Genomic DNA, 13345 nt, shown 5'->3' on the forward strand with positions numbered 1-13345 from the left:
CGAACCGGCCGCGCCGCTCGCCCCCGCGGGCGGTGAACACGGCCACTCCGGTGTGCTTGGACCCGGGGTCGATACCGACGTCGACGCCGTCGACCTCGGAGTTCTCCACGGTGCGGTCTTTCAACCGGATGGTGAAGGGGGTGCGGCGGTGCACGACCGCCCGGCCCTTATCCAGGAGTTGGCGGGCGCGTGCCGGGTGGCACGGCTGCAACGGCACGCGGTTGGTGTCGAGCACGAAAACGTGCGGGGGCACCTCACGGTGCTGCTCCCCGACCTCGGAGGGCGCGGGGGTGGCGCCGGCGCCGCCGGGGGAAGCGGCGCCGGTCTCCTCTCGCACATGTCCCGCACCGGGTGCCTCACGGCGCCCGCCCCCCGTTTCGTCCCTGTTCCCGGGGTTGTCTGCTGGGGCGGGTTCCAGAGTAGGCCGCTGAGGAGGCACGGCCTGGTGGGTCTTCTCTCCTGTGCGGAACGTAGCCAACGCGGTTCACCTCCCATGGTGTTGGCTGGTGCTGGTAACGGCGGGCCTCCACCCGGGTGGGCGGAAAGCCCCCCGCCTTCAGGCGGGGGAACCCGTTACGACGGACTTCCCTGCGTCGCTGCTCACCGGTCGGGTCCGCGGTGTCGTAGTTGCACGGGCCTCCACCCGGGTGGGTGGAAAGCCCCCGCCTTCAGGCAGGGGAACCCGTTACGAGGATCCTGCTATAAGCCGGTGCGGGACGACCCGATTGTTTCGGCTCGGCAAGGTCTCCTGCGGCAAGACTCCAGACGCTGGCCACTCTCGGCCACTGACCGAATCCTCTTTGTACCGCGGCTTCGATCAGCGACCGACGCGACCGCGTGCTGCGGACCGGGCCGGCCCGGCGCTACCAGCCGTTGAGCAGCAGGTGGTTGGCGCGGGCAACGGCCGGATCCGGTCAGCTCCTGCTGCGTGCGCGGCCGCGGTAGGGCTCCGCCTGCTGGCATGATTGGCGCTTTGCGGGACGGGCCGGGGCGAAGGAGGACGGACCATGGTGGCTGACGCCTCCGCCGGGCGGGCGCCCGGTCGGCCCGATGGCGGGTCTCGGCTTCGGCGCTGGTTCGCGGGGCCGCCCGGGTGGGTGCTGGCGGCGGCCGGCACGGTCGGGCTGCTGGTCACCGCGTGGGCCTACTCGGTGCCGGGCGTCTACTTTGACTTCGCTCTGGGGTCCTGGCTGATCTGGGTCTGCGTCGGCGCCGCCTACCTGCTGAAGGCGGCGGTGCTGTACCCGCTCTTCGGGGAGTGGCACGGGTCGCCGTGGCGCCTTGCGGCGCGGTGGCTGACGGTGCCGGTGCTCGTATTCGCCGCCTCCTCGTTCCTGGCCACCGACCTCGCGGTGCGCGCGGGCATCATGTGGGCCGAGCCCTCCGTCACCGCCTACGCCGAGGACCCCGGTGCGCAGGCGCCGGAGCGGTTCGGCCCCTACCGTGTTCTGCGGGCCGAGCACCTCGACGGCGGCGGCGCGCGCTTCCTGGTGGAGGACGCGGGGTTCCTCGACACCGCCGGCTTCGCCTACAGCCCCGGCGGCAGGCCGCCCCACCCGGGTGAGGATACCTACCGGCACGTCAGCGGGCCCTGGTACACCTGGATCCACCGCCTGTGAGCGGCGGCCGCCGCGCAGCCGGACCGGGCCGGCCCGGGGCTACCAGCCGTTGAGCAGCAGGTGGTTGGCCGCCAGCGCCAGCGCCGCCTGGACGCCCAGCCAGACGCGGTGGTCGCGCAGCGGGAGCAGCGCCGCGGCCGGGACGACCCACACCACGAACGGCAGCCAGATCCGCTCCGTCTCGCCCTTGCTCATGCCCGACAGGTCGGCGACGGCGATCGCCGCCAGCGCGGCCGCGGCCATCACCACCAGGGCGTCGTCGCCGTTCGGCGGGGTGCGGCGCAGCCGCCCGATGGCCGCGGGGGCGGCGAGCGCGGCGCGGCGCGCTCCGGCGACCGCGGCGGGGCCGGCCGTGATCACGACGATGGCGAGGTTGGCCCAGATCCAGTAGGAGTAGGGCCGCTTGCCGCCCACGCCTTGGAAGTAGCGGGTGACGAGCAGGTCGTAGCCCTCGAACCACCAGAACCCGGCCGCGGTGAAGGCGGCGGCGACCGCCGCGGCGCCGATGACGGCGAGCGGGAGCGCCCGCAGGGTGCGGGTGCAGGCGATCACCGCCGCGGCCAGGATCCCGGCCAGCGTCAGGCCGTAGGACAGGTACAGCACCCAGCCCAGCAGCAGCCCCGCGCCCAGCGCGGCCGCCCAGCGGGCGCGCGTGCGCGCCGTTCCGGCCAGCGCCAGCAGCGCCAGTCCCCATGCGGTGACCGCCGCGAAGTACCCGTCCGCCGAGGTGCCCACCCACACGGCGGCCGGCGCCAGCACCACGAAGGGGGCGGCGCGGCGCGCGGCCCGCCCGGCGCCCAGCGCGCCGAGGGCGACCAGGATCGCGGCGGCGGCGGAGGTTCCGGTGACGATGCAGAAGACGCCCGCCCACGCGCCCCCGTCCAGGCCGATGCGGTCCAGTCCGACGAAGGTGAGCATGGCGCCGGGCGGGTGCCCGGCGACGTGGGCGGGCCAGTTCCGCGGCACGTCGATGAGGATGTGGTCGGTGAAGGTGCGCAGCGCGGCTCCGGGGTCCTCCCAGCGCCCCATGGCCAGCAGGTACTCGTGCTTGTCGGTGAGCTGGCCGGCGATGCCCGGGTGCCAGCCGTCGACCAGGGCCAGGGCGAAGGTCCAGGCCGTCGCCGCGGCCCAGGTGCACCACAGCAGGGGGCGCCACGGCAGCCGGGCGGCGGCCGCGGGCCCCCACACCACCACCGCCGCGGCCACGACCAGTGCCGGCAGCGTGCCCGGCCCCACGTGCGGCGCCCAGTCGGAGTACAGCGGTTCCCAGTCGACGTAGAGCTTCTGGCCCGCGCGCTCGATCAGCACGCCCGCGACCGCGGCGGCCGCGACGAGCACCGCCGCGCACACGGCCGTGATGACGTCCGCCCGCCGCCGGGGCCCTCCTGGAGGCGCTGCGGCGGACTGCTGCTGGTAGCGGGGTGCGGTCACGGCGCCACCGTAGGCACACCCGGCCCGGCTCGCCGCCGCGACACCAGCGGGGCGCCGCAGATCCGGTCGCGGACTCTCCCGCCGCCGCACGGCCGCGTGCCGCGCCGGGGTCCGGCGGCGCCCGGGCCGCCGGACCGGGCGGCCCCGACCCGCGACCGCAGGGCCGGCCCGCGCGCTGCGGCCACCGTGCTCACCGCCACCGCATCCGGCACCGGCCTCACCCCTCCCGGCGCAGGGCCGCGAACGCCCTGCTCCCCTGCTGCCATGTCTCCTCCAGGCTCCACGGCGTTTCCGCGGCGACGGCGGCCAGCGCGCGCAGTCCCAGGCGCGCCCACGGGAAGGGGGCGCCGCACCGGCCGTGGCCGTCGCACATCCGCACCGCCATCCGCTCGTCGTCGTCCTCACCGGTGGCCTCGGCCAGCAGCAGTCCGTGCGGAGCGACGACCTCGGCCAGCCGGACCAGCAGCGCCGCGGGATCGCCCCCGATGCCGATGCTGCCGTCGAGCAGCAGCGCGGTGTGCCAGCCGCCCTCGCCGGGGAGCCTGCCGAACACGCTGCGGCGCAGCGCACGCCCGCCCGCGGCGCGGGTGTGCCGGACCGCGCCGGGGTGGATGTCGATGCCCAGCGCCCGATGGCCCCGGCGGAGCAGGCCGGCCGCCATGCGGCCCGGTCCGCAGCCGACGTCGAGGACCGCGCCCTTGCAGCGCCGCAGGACGCTGCGGTCCGCGGCGTCGGGCACCGAGCACCAGCGTTCGACGTCCAGGGGCAGCAGGCGCCCGTCCGCGCAGTGCAGGAACAGCGGTCCGCGACCGGTGCCCAGCGCCGCGGCGTAGGGATCGGCGATGCCCGAAGCGGCGGGGCGGCGCGCTGCGTGCGGGCCCATCAGCCGGTCCCGCCGCGGCAGCGCCGCCATGCCGCCGCGAACCGGCTGCCGGGGGCGGCGCGGGCGACCCGGGCGGCGGTGGCGGGGGTGTCGGCGTCGACCAGCTCGGCCAGGTCGCGCACCCGCAGTCCGGCCTCGACCAGGCGGGCCCGCTGGATCGCGCCGGTGCGGGCGGTGGACATCGGTACGCCGCGCAGCAGCCGCGGGTCCGGATCGGCCAGGCCCAGCGCCCAGAACCCGCCGTCCCGGGCCGGCCCGAACCACGCGTCGACGCCGTCCCAGGCGTCGTCGCCCAGCGCCGGGGCCAGCAGGGCGGGGGTCACCTGCGGGGTGTCCATGCCGATCAGCAGCGCGGGCCCGGGGCACCCGGCGAACGCGGACGCGAGCCGCTCGTCCAGCCCTCCCCCGGCCTGGGCGACGACCTCGAACCCGGGCTCGGGCAGCCAGGGCCCCGGGGTTCCGCTGAGCACCAGTACTCTGCGGCGCGCCGGAGCGGCCTGCACCGCTTCCAGGGTGTCGGCCAGCGCGGCGGCGGCGAGCTCCGCGGCCTCCTCGGCGGTGACGTCCGGCTGCAGCCGCGTCTTGACCCGCCCCGGCACCGGCTCTTTGGCGATGACCAGCAGGGCAGTGGGGCCGGTGGGGCCCGCCGGCCGCGGGGCGGCGGCGCGGTCGGGGTGCGGCGCCGCCCGGCCCGCGGCAGGCTTCGCCGCGGGCCCGCCGCCGTCCGCTCGCGGGCCGCTCATCGCGGCCGCCCCGGCGGAGGGGGCGGAGGGGCCGGGGCCGGCGGTTGGCGCAGCACCGCCCGCATGTCACGCACGGCCGTCCAGGTGCCGCGCCAGGTGCCGGTCACCTTGGAGCGCCCGCTGCGGGGCCGATAGGCGACGTCGACCTCGCTGATGCGCCAGCCCGCGTCGGCGGCGCGCACGACCATCTGCAGGGGGTAGCCCGAGCGCCGGTCGGTGAGTCCGAGGCCGAGCAGGGCGGCGCGGCGGGCGGCCCGCATCGGTCCGATGTCGCGCAGGCGCACGCCGGTGCGCCGCCGCAGCATCCGCGCGACGGCGGCGTTGCCCGCCCGCGCGTGCAGGGGCCAGGCCCCCGCACCGGTGGGCCGGCGCCGGCCCAGCACCAGGTCGGCGGCGCCGCTGCGCACGGCCTCGACCATCGGCGGCAGCAGCGCGGGGTCGAGGGAGCCGTCGCAGTCGCAGAAGCAGACGAACTCCGCCTCGGCCGCGCTCAGCCCCGCGTGGCAGGCCGCCCCGAACCCGCGCCGGGGCTCGGTGACGACGCGCGCGCCCAGCCCCGCCGCGATGGCGCCCGAGTCGTCGGTGGAGCCGTTGTCGACGACGATGGCGCGCCAGCCGGCCGGGATCCGCCCCAGCACCCACGGCAGGGCCGCGGCCTCGTCCAGGCAGGGCAGCACCACCTCGGCGGGCGGCGGGTGCTCGGACGGGCCGGCGGGTGGCGCCGGATCGGGATCGGGAGCGGGCTGCGCCTCGGGGCCGCTGCGCGGCTCGCCTGGAACCATGGGACCTCCTGCGGTCGACGACGGAGGGCGCGGGAGCGCCGGAGCCGGCCCCTGGCGGGAGCGGCGGCGCCGGTGCGGCGGCGGCCGGCCGGACCCCCGGCCGGTCCTGCCTGTGTGCTGCCCCGCCGCACCCCGGAACACGCCGCGTCGCGTCGTGTTCACTCCTGGTTTCCGACCGCCCGGCGCGCCGCCGGGCGACCGGCCTCACCCCTGGTTCGGAGCCGGGACCCACGCGGCGACCGCGTGGCCGGATGCGGTCACGCGGACGCGGAGGGATCGCCAAGCGGCGCCGCGGCGAACTCCGCCATGCCCTCGGCGAAGCCCACCCGGGGGCGCCAGCCGAGTTCGTCGGCGAGGCGCTGGGAGGATGCGGTGATGTGGCGGACGTCGCCGAGCCGGTAGCGGCCGGTGACCCGCGGGCGGGGTCCGCCGTGGGCGTTGGCGAGGGCCTCGGCCATCTCCCCCACGGTGTGCGGCGTCCCGCTGCCGGCGTTGTAGGCCCGCAGCGTGCCGCCTTCGCGGTGGGCGACGGCCTCCAGGGCGGCCGTGTTCGCGTCGGCGATGTCGCGCACGTGCACGAAGTCGCGCCGCTGGTGTCCGTCCTCGAACACGGCGGGGGCCTCGCCGCGCGCCAGCGCCGAGCGGAAGAAGGAGGCGACGCCGGCGTAGGGGGTGTCGCGGGGCATCCGGGGCCCGTAGACATTGTGGTAGCGCAGCGCGATGGCGCGCCCGCCGGTCGAGCGCGCCCATGCGGCGGCGAGGTGCTCCTGGGCGAGTTTGGTGGCGGCGTAGACGCTGCGGGGGTCGGCGGGGGCGTCCTCGCCGACCAGGCCGGGCTCCAGCGCGGCCCCGCACTGCGGGCAGGTCGGCTCGAACCGGCCGGCGTCGAGGTCGGCCGGGCGGCGCGGGCCGGGGCGCACGCCGCCGTGCTCGGGGCAGGTGTAGCGGCCTTCGCCGTAGACGACCATGGACCCGGCCAGTACCAGGTCGCCGACGCCGGCGCGCGCCATGGCGGCAAGCAGCACGGCGGTGCCCAGGTCGTTGGCGCCGACGTAGGCGGGCGCGTCGCCGAAGTCGGTCGTCAGCCCCACCATCGCGGCCTGGTGGCACACCGCGTCCACGCCCCGCAGCGCCGCCCCGACACCCGCGGCGTCGCGGACGTCGCAGCGCACCCACTCCCGGCCCTCGGGGCCCTCGGGCGGCGGCCGCGTGTCCAGCACCACCGGATCATGCCCGGCACCGGCCAGGGCGGCGACGACATGGGACCCGATGAACCCGGCACCGCCGGTGACGAGAATGCGCATCCCATGAAGCTACTCCCGGCGGACCGCCCGCGCCCGGCACTGGGCCGATCGCGCTGGGCGCCTCGGGATTTCTCGGGGTAGTGAAAGATGTGCCCGTTCTCCCCATGGCCGCTGGCACACCCGCCTGCTATGTCTGGAGTCGGCTCTGCCGACCAGACAGGCGGGTGGCGCATGACGACCAAGAAGACCCGGCGGCACTACAGCAGTGAGGGTTTCCGGCTGCCTTTCCAGGGATGGCGCACGAGTCGCCGAGGCGACATCGCGGGCGAGATCGTCTCGGAGGAGGCCGAGACGCGGGTCGAGCCCCGCGCCGGCGCCGCGGTGCCTCGCCCCCGGCGGGCCACCAAGCCCGCGCGCAAAGCGGCGGCCGGGAAGGCGGCGAAGGATTGGGCAGCGGCGAACGCCTACCTCGCCGCCCAGCTCCACCAGGCTCGCGCGCAGCTGAAGACGAACCCCGCAGCGGCGCGCCGGGTGTGCGAGAAGGCGCTGCGCCGACCGAACGACGAGCTCAACCTCGCCTCCCACGGCGGCCGCACATATCGCGAGGAGTTCCAGGACGCCTTGGAGAAGGCACGCGAACGCGGCTCGCCGGAGCCGGCGGACAAGGGCCGACAGCACAAGCGCAAGCGGGGCGCGCAGCAGCGCTGAGCACCCCGGGCCCCCCACCGTTCACCTCTCGCCAAAGCCGCGCACCACCTCCCCTTCGGGTGACCGCCGCCCGAAGCTCCGCTGCGCCGCGGGGCGCCCGCTTCCGCGGAGAACCGGGCGGCGGCCTCGGCCATCCGGGGCCCGGTCCGCGCACCCGGGTCGGCGGCATCGCCCGCGCCGTTCCCACGTGCTCTCGGCCGCGGCCTCGCAGCGCCTCGCGGCATACTTGCCGGGCGGCGGGTGAGCGGCGGGACGCCGCGTGCGGACAGGAGACGGGTGCACACATGACGACAGCCGACGTGACCACGGTGGTCGGGCGCGCGCGCTGGCCCGGCGCGTTCCGGCCCTACCAGCGCGATCTGCTGGAGCGGCTGCAGCGGGGCTGGGCCGCGGGCTCGCGCCGCGCCTGGGTGGTGCTGCCGCCGGGGGCCGGCAAGACGCTCGTGGGCCTGGAGGCCGCCCGGGCGCTGGGCGCGCGGGTCGTCGTGCTGACGCCCAACACCGCGATCCAGGGCCAGTGGATCTCCCACTGGCGCGCCTTCGAACGCCCCGACGGCGCCGATGCTGGCGCGTCGCGCGAGCTGGACGACGCCGTCAACGTGCTCACCTACCAGTCCCTGGCCGTCTTCGACCCCGAGCAGGAGAACGACGAGCAGGGCGCCGAGCGACCCCTGCTGCAGCGCCTGCACCCCAACGGAGCGGCGCTGGTCGAGGCGCTGCACGACGCCGGTCCACTGACCGTCGTACTGGACGAATGCCACCACCTGCTGCAGGTCTGGGGCCGCCTGCTCGCCGAGATCCTCGCCGAACTCCGCGACGCCCGCGTCATCGGCCTGACCGGGACTCCCCCCGCCTCCCTGACGCGCGCCGAGTCGGAGCTGGTGGACGAGTTGTTCGGCGAGGTGTTGCAGGGCGCCTCGATCCCGGCGCTGGTGCGCGGCGGCTACCTGGCGCCGTTCGACGAGCTGGCCTGGCTGGTGGAGCCCACCGCCGTCGAACGCGACTACCTCGCCGGCGGCGGACTGCGCTTCACCGAATTCTGCACGGACCTGCTCGCCCCCGGTTTCGCCGAGACCGACTTCCTCGACTGGGTCCGGCTGCGCTTCCACGAGCGCGGCGCCGCCGGCGCCGCGCCCGGCGACGCTCCCGGCGAGCGCCTGGCCTGGTCGCGGCTGGCCGGACGCGAACCCGAGCTCACCGACGCCGTGCTGCGGCTGCACCACGCGGGGTTGGCTCCGCTGCCGCCCGAGGCCCGCATGCTGGAGCGGCACCGCCGCCCGCCGCGTGTTGAGGACTGGATGGCGCTGCTGGAGGACTACGTCCGCAACTGCCTGCTGCCCGCCGAGGAGCAGGGCCGCAACGGCGAGGCCGTCGAGCGCATCCGCGCCGCGCTGCCCGCGGTGGGCTACCGGCTCACCCGCCGCGGGCTGCGCGCCGGGCGCTCCCCCGTGGACCGGGTCCTGGCGCGCAGCGCGGCCAAGGCGCGGGCGGCCGTGGAGATCACCGCCGAGGAGTCGGCATCACTGGGCGAACGGGTGCGCACGCTGGTGCTGTGCGACCACGAGCGCGCGGGCGCGCGCCCCTCGGCCCGGTTGCGCGGCGTCCTCGCCGACGAGGCCGGGTCGGCGTGGGAGTGCCTGGAGCTGCTGTGCGGCGACGACCGCACCCGCGGGCTGCGCCCGATGCTGGTCACCGGGCGCACGGTCGCGGCGGCGCCCGAGACCGCCGCCGACTTCGCGGCCTGGGTGGCCCAGCGGCTGCCCGGCGCGGACCCCGTGGCCGAGGGCGGATCCGAGGGGCCGGTGCGCATCGAGGGGCGGTGGAGCCCGCGCGTCCGGGTACGGCTGGTCACCGAGTACTTCGAGGAAGGCCGCTGCCGGGTCCTGGTGGGCACCCGGGGCATGCTCGGCGAGGGATGGGACGCCCGCCGGGTGAACACCGTCGTGGACCTGACCACCGCCACCACCCCGACGGCCGTCGTGCAGGGCCGCGGGCGGGCCCTGCGCACCGACCCCGACTGGCCGGAGAAGACGGCGCACACCTGGACGGTGGTGTGCGTGAGCGCCGACCACCCCAAGGGCGACGCCGACTGGGACCGGTTCGTCCGCAAGCACGACGGCTATCTGGGCGTGGACGCCGACGGGGAGGTCACCAGCGGGGTGACCCACGTCGACCCGGACTTCTCCCCCTACGGCCCGCCGCCCGCCGAACGCTTCGACGCCCTCAACGCCCGCATGCTCGCCCGCGCCCAGGACCGGGCGGCGGCCCGGGAGCGCTGGCGCATCGGCGCCCCCTTCTCCGACGAGCTGCTGCCCACGCTGCGGGTGACCGGAGCCGCATCCCGGGCGGCGCGGCCGGCGGCACCCGGCCCTGCCGCCGACTCGGCTCCGGCGCCCGTACCGCCGCTCGCCGTGCCCGCGCCGAGGGGCATCGCGGCATCTTCGCCGGGGCGTGCGCCGCGCGCGGGCTCCGTCGCCGCGGCGGCCGCGGTCGCGCTGGCGGTGTGGGCGCTGCTGACGGCGGCGACTCCCGCTGCGCTACCGGTCTCCGCGGCGGCCGCTGCGGTCGCGGCGGTCGCCGCCGAACGCTGGAGCGCCCGCCTGCTGCGGGTCCGGGCGGCGGCGCGGCTGGTCGCCGACGCGGCGCTCGCGCCCGACACCGCCCGCTTCGCCTGGGCCGTGGCCGACGCGCTCGCCGACGCCGGCCGCTCCCCGGTCGGCGCCTCGGGGGTGCGGCTGCACGTCGACTCCACGGGCGCCTACCGGCTGACGCTGGTCGGCGGCGGCGCCGAGGCGGCCGAACTCTTCCGCGACTCCCTGGACGACGTGCTCTCGCCGCTGGTGGGCACGCCCCGCTACGTCGTCCCCCGCTACCGGTTCGAGCCGCCCGCGGGCACCGGCGGCCGGCGCGCGGCCGCCGCGCAGTGGCTGGGCGGCTCCTGCCCGTCGAACCCGGTCGTCTACCACGCCGTGCCGGCGCCGCTGGCCCGCAACCGGGCCGGCGCCCAGGCCTTCGCCCGCGCGTGGAACCGCTGGGTCTCCGCCGGGGACGCGCTGTACACGGCCGACGCCGGCTCCCCCGGCGCCGACGTCCTGCGCGTCCACTACGGCACCGACCCCTGCGGGCTGGCCACCGCGGCTCGCCTCACCTGGCGCTGACGGCCGCGGCCGAGGCCGAGAGGCGTAGGGGGACCCGGCCGGGCGCGCGGTGAGGCTGTCGCCCGGCGCGGCACCGGCGACGCGCGGCCCCGGCCGGTCGGCGGCGGCCGGCGGGCCGCCCGGCAGCTCGGCGGGGGTTCAGCAACCGGTGACCGCCCGGCCCGCACCCCGAGCCGGAACGGCCGCCCCTACTCCCCCTGCACCGCTGGGGCGCCCAGTTGAGTGGAGACTCGGGCGGCGACCTCGGCGACCTGGGGGCCGAGTTCGCGGACCCGGACCGGCGGCATTTGGCTGACCAGGGCCGAGACGCTGAGCGCGGCGATCGGGTCGCGGTTGTGGTCGAAGACCGGCGCCGCCACACAGCGCACCTCGGGCTCGTTCTCCCGATCGTCGATGGCGTAGCCGCGCCCGCGCACCCGCCGCAGTTCCTCGTGGAAGAGCGCGGCGTCGGTGATGGTGTGCTCGGTCGCCGCCGCGAGCCCGTCGGCGAGGACGTCGGCCACCAGGTCGGCCGGGGAGAACGCGAGGATCGCCTTGCCCACGGCGGTGCGGTAGGCGGGCATCCGGGCGCCGATGCGCGAGGCCATGCGCACGGTCGTGGTGTTCTCGACCTTGTCTGCGTAGACGACGTCGTGCCCGTCGAGCAGGACGAGATGGCAGGTGTGGCCGGTGCGGCGCATCAGCCCGCGCAGGTGGTCGGAGGCCACCGAGCGCAGGTCGAGCTGGTCCAGGTAGGCCTGCCACAGTCCGAGCGCGGCCGGGCCCAGGCGGAACCGGCCGCTCGCGCTGTCGCGGTCGAGCAGCCCCGACTCCATCAGCGGGGTCGCCAGGCGCAGCACCGAGCTCTTGTTGATGCCGACCGCGTCGGCGAGCTGGGTCAGGGTGGCGCCGCCGGTGTCGGCGGGCCGGCTGCGCACGAACTCCACGATGGCCAGCGCCCGGCGCAGCGACACGGCGGCGTTGCGCCGCGGCGCGGTGTCGGCGTTCATCCCTTGACAGCGCCTCCCAGTCCTGAGGCCAGGCGGCGCTGCACGAACAGGAAGAAGACCAGGACCGGAAGCGTCATCAGCACCGAGCCGGCCATGATGGCCCCCCAGTCGTTCTCGTCGGGGCGGAAGAACGACAGCAGGGCCACGGGCAGGGTCTGGTTCTCCTGGGCGGAGATGATGAAGGTGGTGGCGAACAGGAAGTCGTTCCAGGTCATGATGAACGCGAAGATACTGGTGGCCACCACGCCCGGCGCCGTCAGCGGGAACAGCACCCGCCACACGAACGTGAAGCTGCCTGCGCCGTCCAGCCAGGACGCCTCCTCCAGCTCGCGGGGGACGGCGGCGACGAAGCCGCGCAGCATCCAGATCGCCAGCGGGGTGGCGAAGGCCGTGTGCACGAGCACCAGGGAACCCAGGTGGTTCAGGCCCAGCTGCGGGACGCTCTGGCCGATCCCGCGCATGAGGAAGAACAGCGGAATGGTCAGCGCCTCCACCGGCACCATCTGCGCGATGAGCACCATGACCAGCAGCGTAGCGCGGGAGCGGAAGCGGTAGCGGGTCAGGGCCACCGCCGCCAGGAACGCGCACAGCGTCGAGCAGACGACCACCGCCGCGGCCACCCCCACGCTGTTGAGCAGGTAGCGGCCGAAGTCCTCCACCACCAGCACCCGGCGGAAGGAGTCCAGAGTGGGGCTGAGGGTGTAGGGCGCGGGGTCGCCCGCCTCCAGAGCGGTGCGCGGCTTGAGCGCCGAGAGCACCATCCAGTACAGCGGGAAGGCCACCACCAGGGTGATCAGCAGTCCCGCGGAGTCGGTCCGCAGTCGGCGGAGCATCACAGCACCTCCCCCCGCCGGCGCAGGGCGCGCAGGTAGGCGAGCGAGATCGCGAGCAGCAGGAGCGTGGTGACCACGCCGATGGCCGAGCCCAGTCCGTACTGGCCCGAGGCGAACGCCTGCTGGTAGGCGTAGACGTTGAGCACGAGGTTCTGCCCGGCGATGCCTCCGCCGCCGGTCATGATGTAGATCTGCGTGAAGATTTTGAAGTCCCAGATGATCGACTGGATGGTCACGATCGCCATTGCCGGGCGCAGCATCGGCAGCATGACGCTGGTCGCGATCCGGCCGGTCGAGGCGCCGTCGAGGCGGGCGGCCTCGATCACCTCGGAGGGGATCGCGCGGATCCCGGCGTAGAGGGTGACCATGACGAACGGGAAGGAGCACCAGACCACCTGGCTGAGGACCAGCCCGAAGGCCGACCACTTGGTGTAGGTCCAGGAGTGCCCCTCGAAACCCGTCAGCCCCATCGCGGCGAGCGCCTGGTTGACCGGGCCCAGGGAGGGGTCGAACAGGAACAGCCACACCGCGCTGCCGGTGACCGCGGGAGTGGCCCACGCGCCCAGGGCCGCGAGGAAGAGCAGCGTGCGCACCCAGGCCGACAGGCGGGTGGCCAGCACCGCCAGGCTCCCGCCGACGGCGAGCGTGCCCGCCACGCAGGCGCCGGCGAAGACGACCGTGTTGGCCAGCACCTCCCAGAACTGCGGGTCGCCCAGCAGGGCGCGGTAGTTGCCCCAGCCGATGAAGCGCAGCGGTTCGGCGCCGGTGACCTGCGGCTGGCGGTAGTCGTAGAAGGAGACCAGGACGAGCTGGTACAGCGGGTAGACCAGCAGGGCCCCCAGCACCGCCAGGGCGGGGGCCAGGTACATCCAGGGTTCCAGGCGGCCGCTCCTGCGTACCCGGGCGAGCATCCGCCCGGGTACGCGCAGCGGCGGTGCGGGGGTTGCCATACCTG

The 13345-nt window shown here is 76.1% G+C and carries 12 protein-coding genes; 3 read left to right on the forward strand and 9 right to left on the reverse strand.

The genetic code is table 11. The features are described 5' to 3' along the window. Positions 1-253 (reverse strand): RRXRR domain-containing protein (locus FZ103_RS25360; protein WP_343233405.1); only part of this gene is annotated, 253 nt, incomplete at its 3' end. Positions 254-1007: 754 nt separating this feature from the next. Here FZ103_RS25360 and FZ103_RS05940 point away from each other — a divergent pair. Further along, positions 1008-1619 (forward strand): hypothetical protein, encoded by a 612-nt coding sequence (locus FZ103_RS05940; RefSeq protein WP_155999473.1) that lies wholly within the window; start codon positions 1008-1010, stop codon positions 1617-1619. Positions 1620-1658: 39 nt separating this feature from the next. Here FZ103_RS05940 and FZ103_RS05945 read toward each other — a convergent pair whose 3' ends face one another. From FZ103_RS05945 to FZ103_RS05965, 5 genes are all read right to left on the reverse strand, one after another. Continuing rightward, the gene (locus tag FZ103_RS05945) at positions 1659-3050 is read right to left on the reverse strand and encodes a hypothetical protein (RefSeq protein WP_222936540.1); all 1392 of its coding nucleotides are present in this window, start codon (positions 3048-3050) and stop codon (positions 1659-1661) included. Positions 3051-3267: 217 nt separating this feature from the next. Continuing rightward, complete coding sequence (locus FZ103_RS05950; RefSeq protein WP_155999474.1) at positions 3268-3933, reverse strand: bifunctional 2-polyprenyl-6-hydroxyphenol methylase/3-demethylubiquinol 3-O-methyltransferase UbiG; 666 nt, start codon at positions 3931-3933, stop codon at positions 3268-3270. Further along, entirely contained in the window at positions 3933-4676 is a 744-nt protein-coding gene (locus tag FZ103_RS05955) for a DUF2064 domain-containing protein (protein ID WP_155999475.1), read from the reverse strand. Before FZ103_RS05955 ends, FZ103_RS05950 begins: the two co-directional genes overlap by 1 nt. Continuing rightward, complete coding sequence (locus FZ103_RS05960) at positions 4673-5458, reverse strand: glycosyltransferase family 2 protein (protein ID WP_155999476.1); 786 nt, start codon at positions 5456-5458, stop codon at positions 4673-4675. Before FZ103_RS05960 ends, FZ103_RS05955 begins: the two co-directional genes overlap by 4 nt. 257 nt (positions 5459-5715) lie before the next feature. Further along, positions 5716-6762 (reverse strand): NAD(P)-dependent oxidoreductase, encoded by a 1047-nt coding sequence (locus tag FZ103_RS05965; protein WP_155999477.1) that lies wholly within the window; start codon positions 6760-6762, stop codon positions 5716-5718. Between the two features lie 171 nt (positions 6763-6933). Here FZ103_RS05965 and FZ103_RS05970 point away from each other — a divergent pair, with 171 nt between their 5' ends. Next, positions 6934-7410 carry a hypothetical protein gene (locus FZ103_RS05970; protein WP_155999478.1) on the forward strand — a complete coding sequence of 159 codons (477 nt, stop codon included), beginning with the start codon at positions 6934-6936 and terminating at the stop codon, positions 7408-7410. A gap of 284 nt (positions 7411-7694) precedes the next feature. Continuing rightward, complete coding sequence (locus tag FZ103_RS05975; RefSeq protein WP_155999479.1) at positions 7695-10568, forward strand: DEAD/DEAH box helicase family protein; 2874 nt, start codon at positions 7695-7697, stop codon at positions 10566-10568. Between the two features lie 188 nt (positions 10569-10756). Here the strand turns inward: FZ103_RS05975 and FZ103_RS05980 are convergent, their stop codons facing one another. Genes FZ103_RS05980 through FZ103_RS05990 form a run of 3 tightly spaced genes read right to left on the reverse strand, consistent with a single transcriptional unit; the run spans position 10757 to position 13340 of the window. Next, positions 10757-11557 (reverse strand): IclR family transcriptional regulator, encoded by an 801-nt coding sequence (locus tag FZ103_RS05980; protein WP_155999480.1) that lies wholly within the window; start codon positions 11555-11557, stop codon positions 10757-10759. Further along, positions 11554-12390, reverse strand: a complete 837-nt coding sequence (locus FZ103_RS05985) for a carbohydrate ABC transporter permease (protein WP_155999481.1) — start codon at positions 12388-12390, stop codon at positions 11554-11556. Before FZ103_RS05985 ends, FZ103_RS05980 begins: the two co-directional genes overlap by 4 nt. After that, positions 12390-13340, reverse strand: coding sequence for a carbohydrate ABC transporter permease (locus tag FZ103_RS05990; RefSeq protein WP_186355881.1), 951 nt, complete (start codon positions 13338-13340; stop codon positions 12390-12392). The genes FZ103_RS05985 and FZ103_RS05990 overlap by 1 nt, the downstream gene beginning before the upstream one ends. Positions 13341-13345 lie beyond the last annotated feature (5 nt).

It is taken from the genome of Streptomonospora sp. PA3, from assembly GCF_009728995.1.
GTDB lineage: Bacteria > Actinomycetota > Actinomycetes > Streptosporangiales > Streptosporangiaceae > Streptomonospora.

Bases quoted from the DNA above. Each gene is read 5' to 3' on its own strand.
- FZ103_RS05950 (WP_155999474.1), bottom strand. From the start codon at position 3,933: ATGGGCCCGCACGCAGCGCGCCGCCCCGCCGCTTCGGGCATCGCCGAT.
- FZ103_RS05975 (WP_155999479.1), top strand. From the start codon at position 7,695: ATGACGACAGCCGACGTGACCACGGTGGTCGGGCGCGCGCGCTGGCCC.
- FZ103_RS05960 (WP_155999476.1), bottom strand. From the start codon at position 5,458: ATGGTTCCAGGCGAGCCGCGCAGCGGCCCCGAGGCGCAGCCCGCTCCC.
- FZ103_RS05940 (WP_155999473.1), top strand. From the start codon at position 1,008: ATGGTGGCTGACGCCTCCGCCGGGCGGGCGCCCGGTCGGCCCGATGGC.
- FZ103_RS05955 (WP_155999475.1), bottom strand. From the start codon at position 4,676: ATGAGCGGCCCGCGAGCGGACGGCGGCGGGCCCGCGGCGAAGCCTGCC.
- FZ103_RS05990 (WP_186355881.1), bottom strand. From the start codon at position 13,340: ATGGCAACCCCCGCACCGCCGCTGCGCGTACCCGGGCGGATGCTCGCC.
- FZ103_RS05970 (WP_155999478.1), top strand. From the start codon at position 6,934: ATGACGACCAAGAAGACCCGGCGGCACTACAGCAGTGAGGGTTTCCGG.
- FZ103_RS05985 (WP_155999481.1), bottom strand. From the start codon at position 12,390: ATGCTCCGCCGACTGCGGACCGACTCCGCGGGACTGCTGATCACCCTG.
- FZ103_RS05980 (WP_155999480.1), bottom strand. From the start codon at position 11,557: ATGAACGCCGACACCGCGCCGCGGCGCAACGCCGCCGTGTCGCTGCGC.
- FZ103_RS05965 (WP_155999477.1), bottom strand. From the start codon at position 6,762: ATGCGCATTCTCGTCACCGGCGGTGCCGGGTTCATCGGGTCCCATGTC.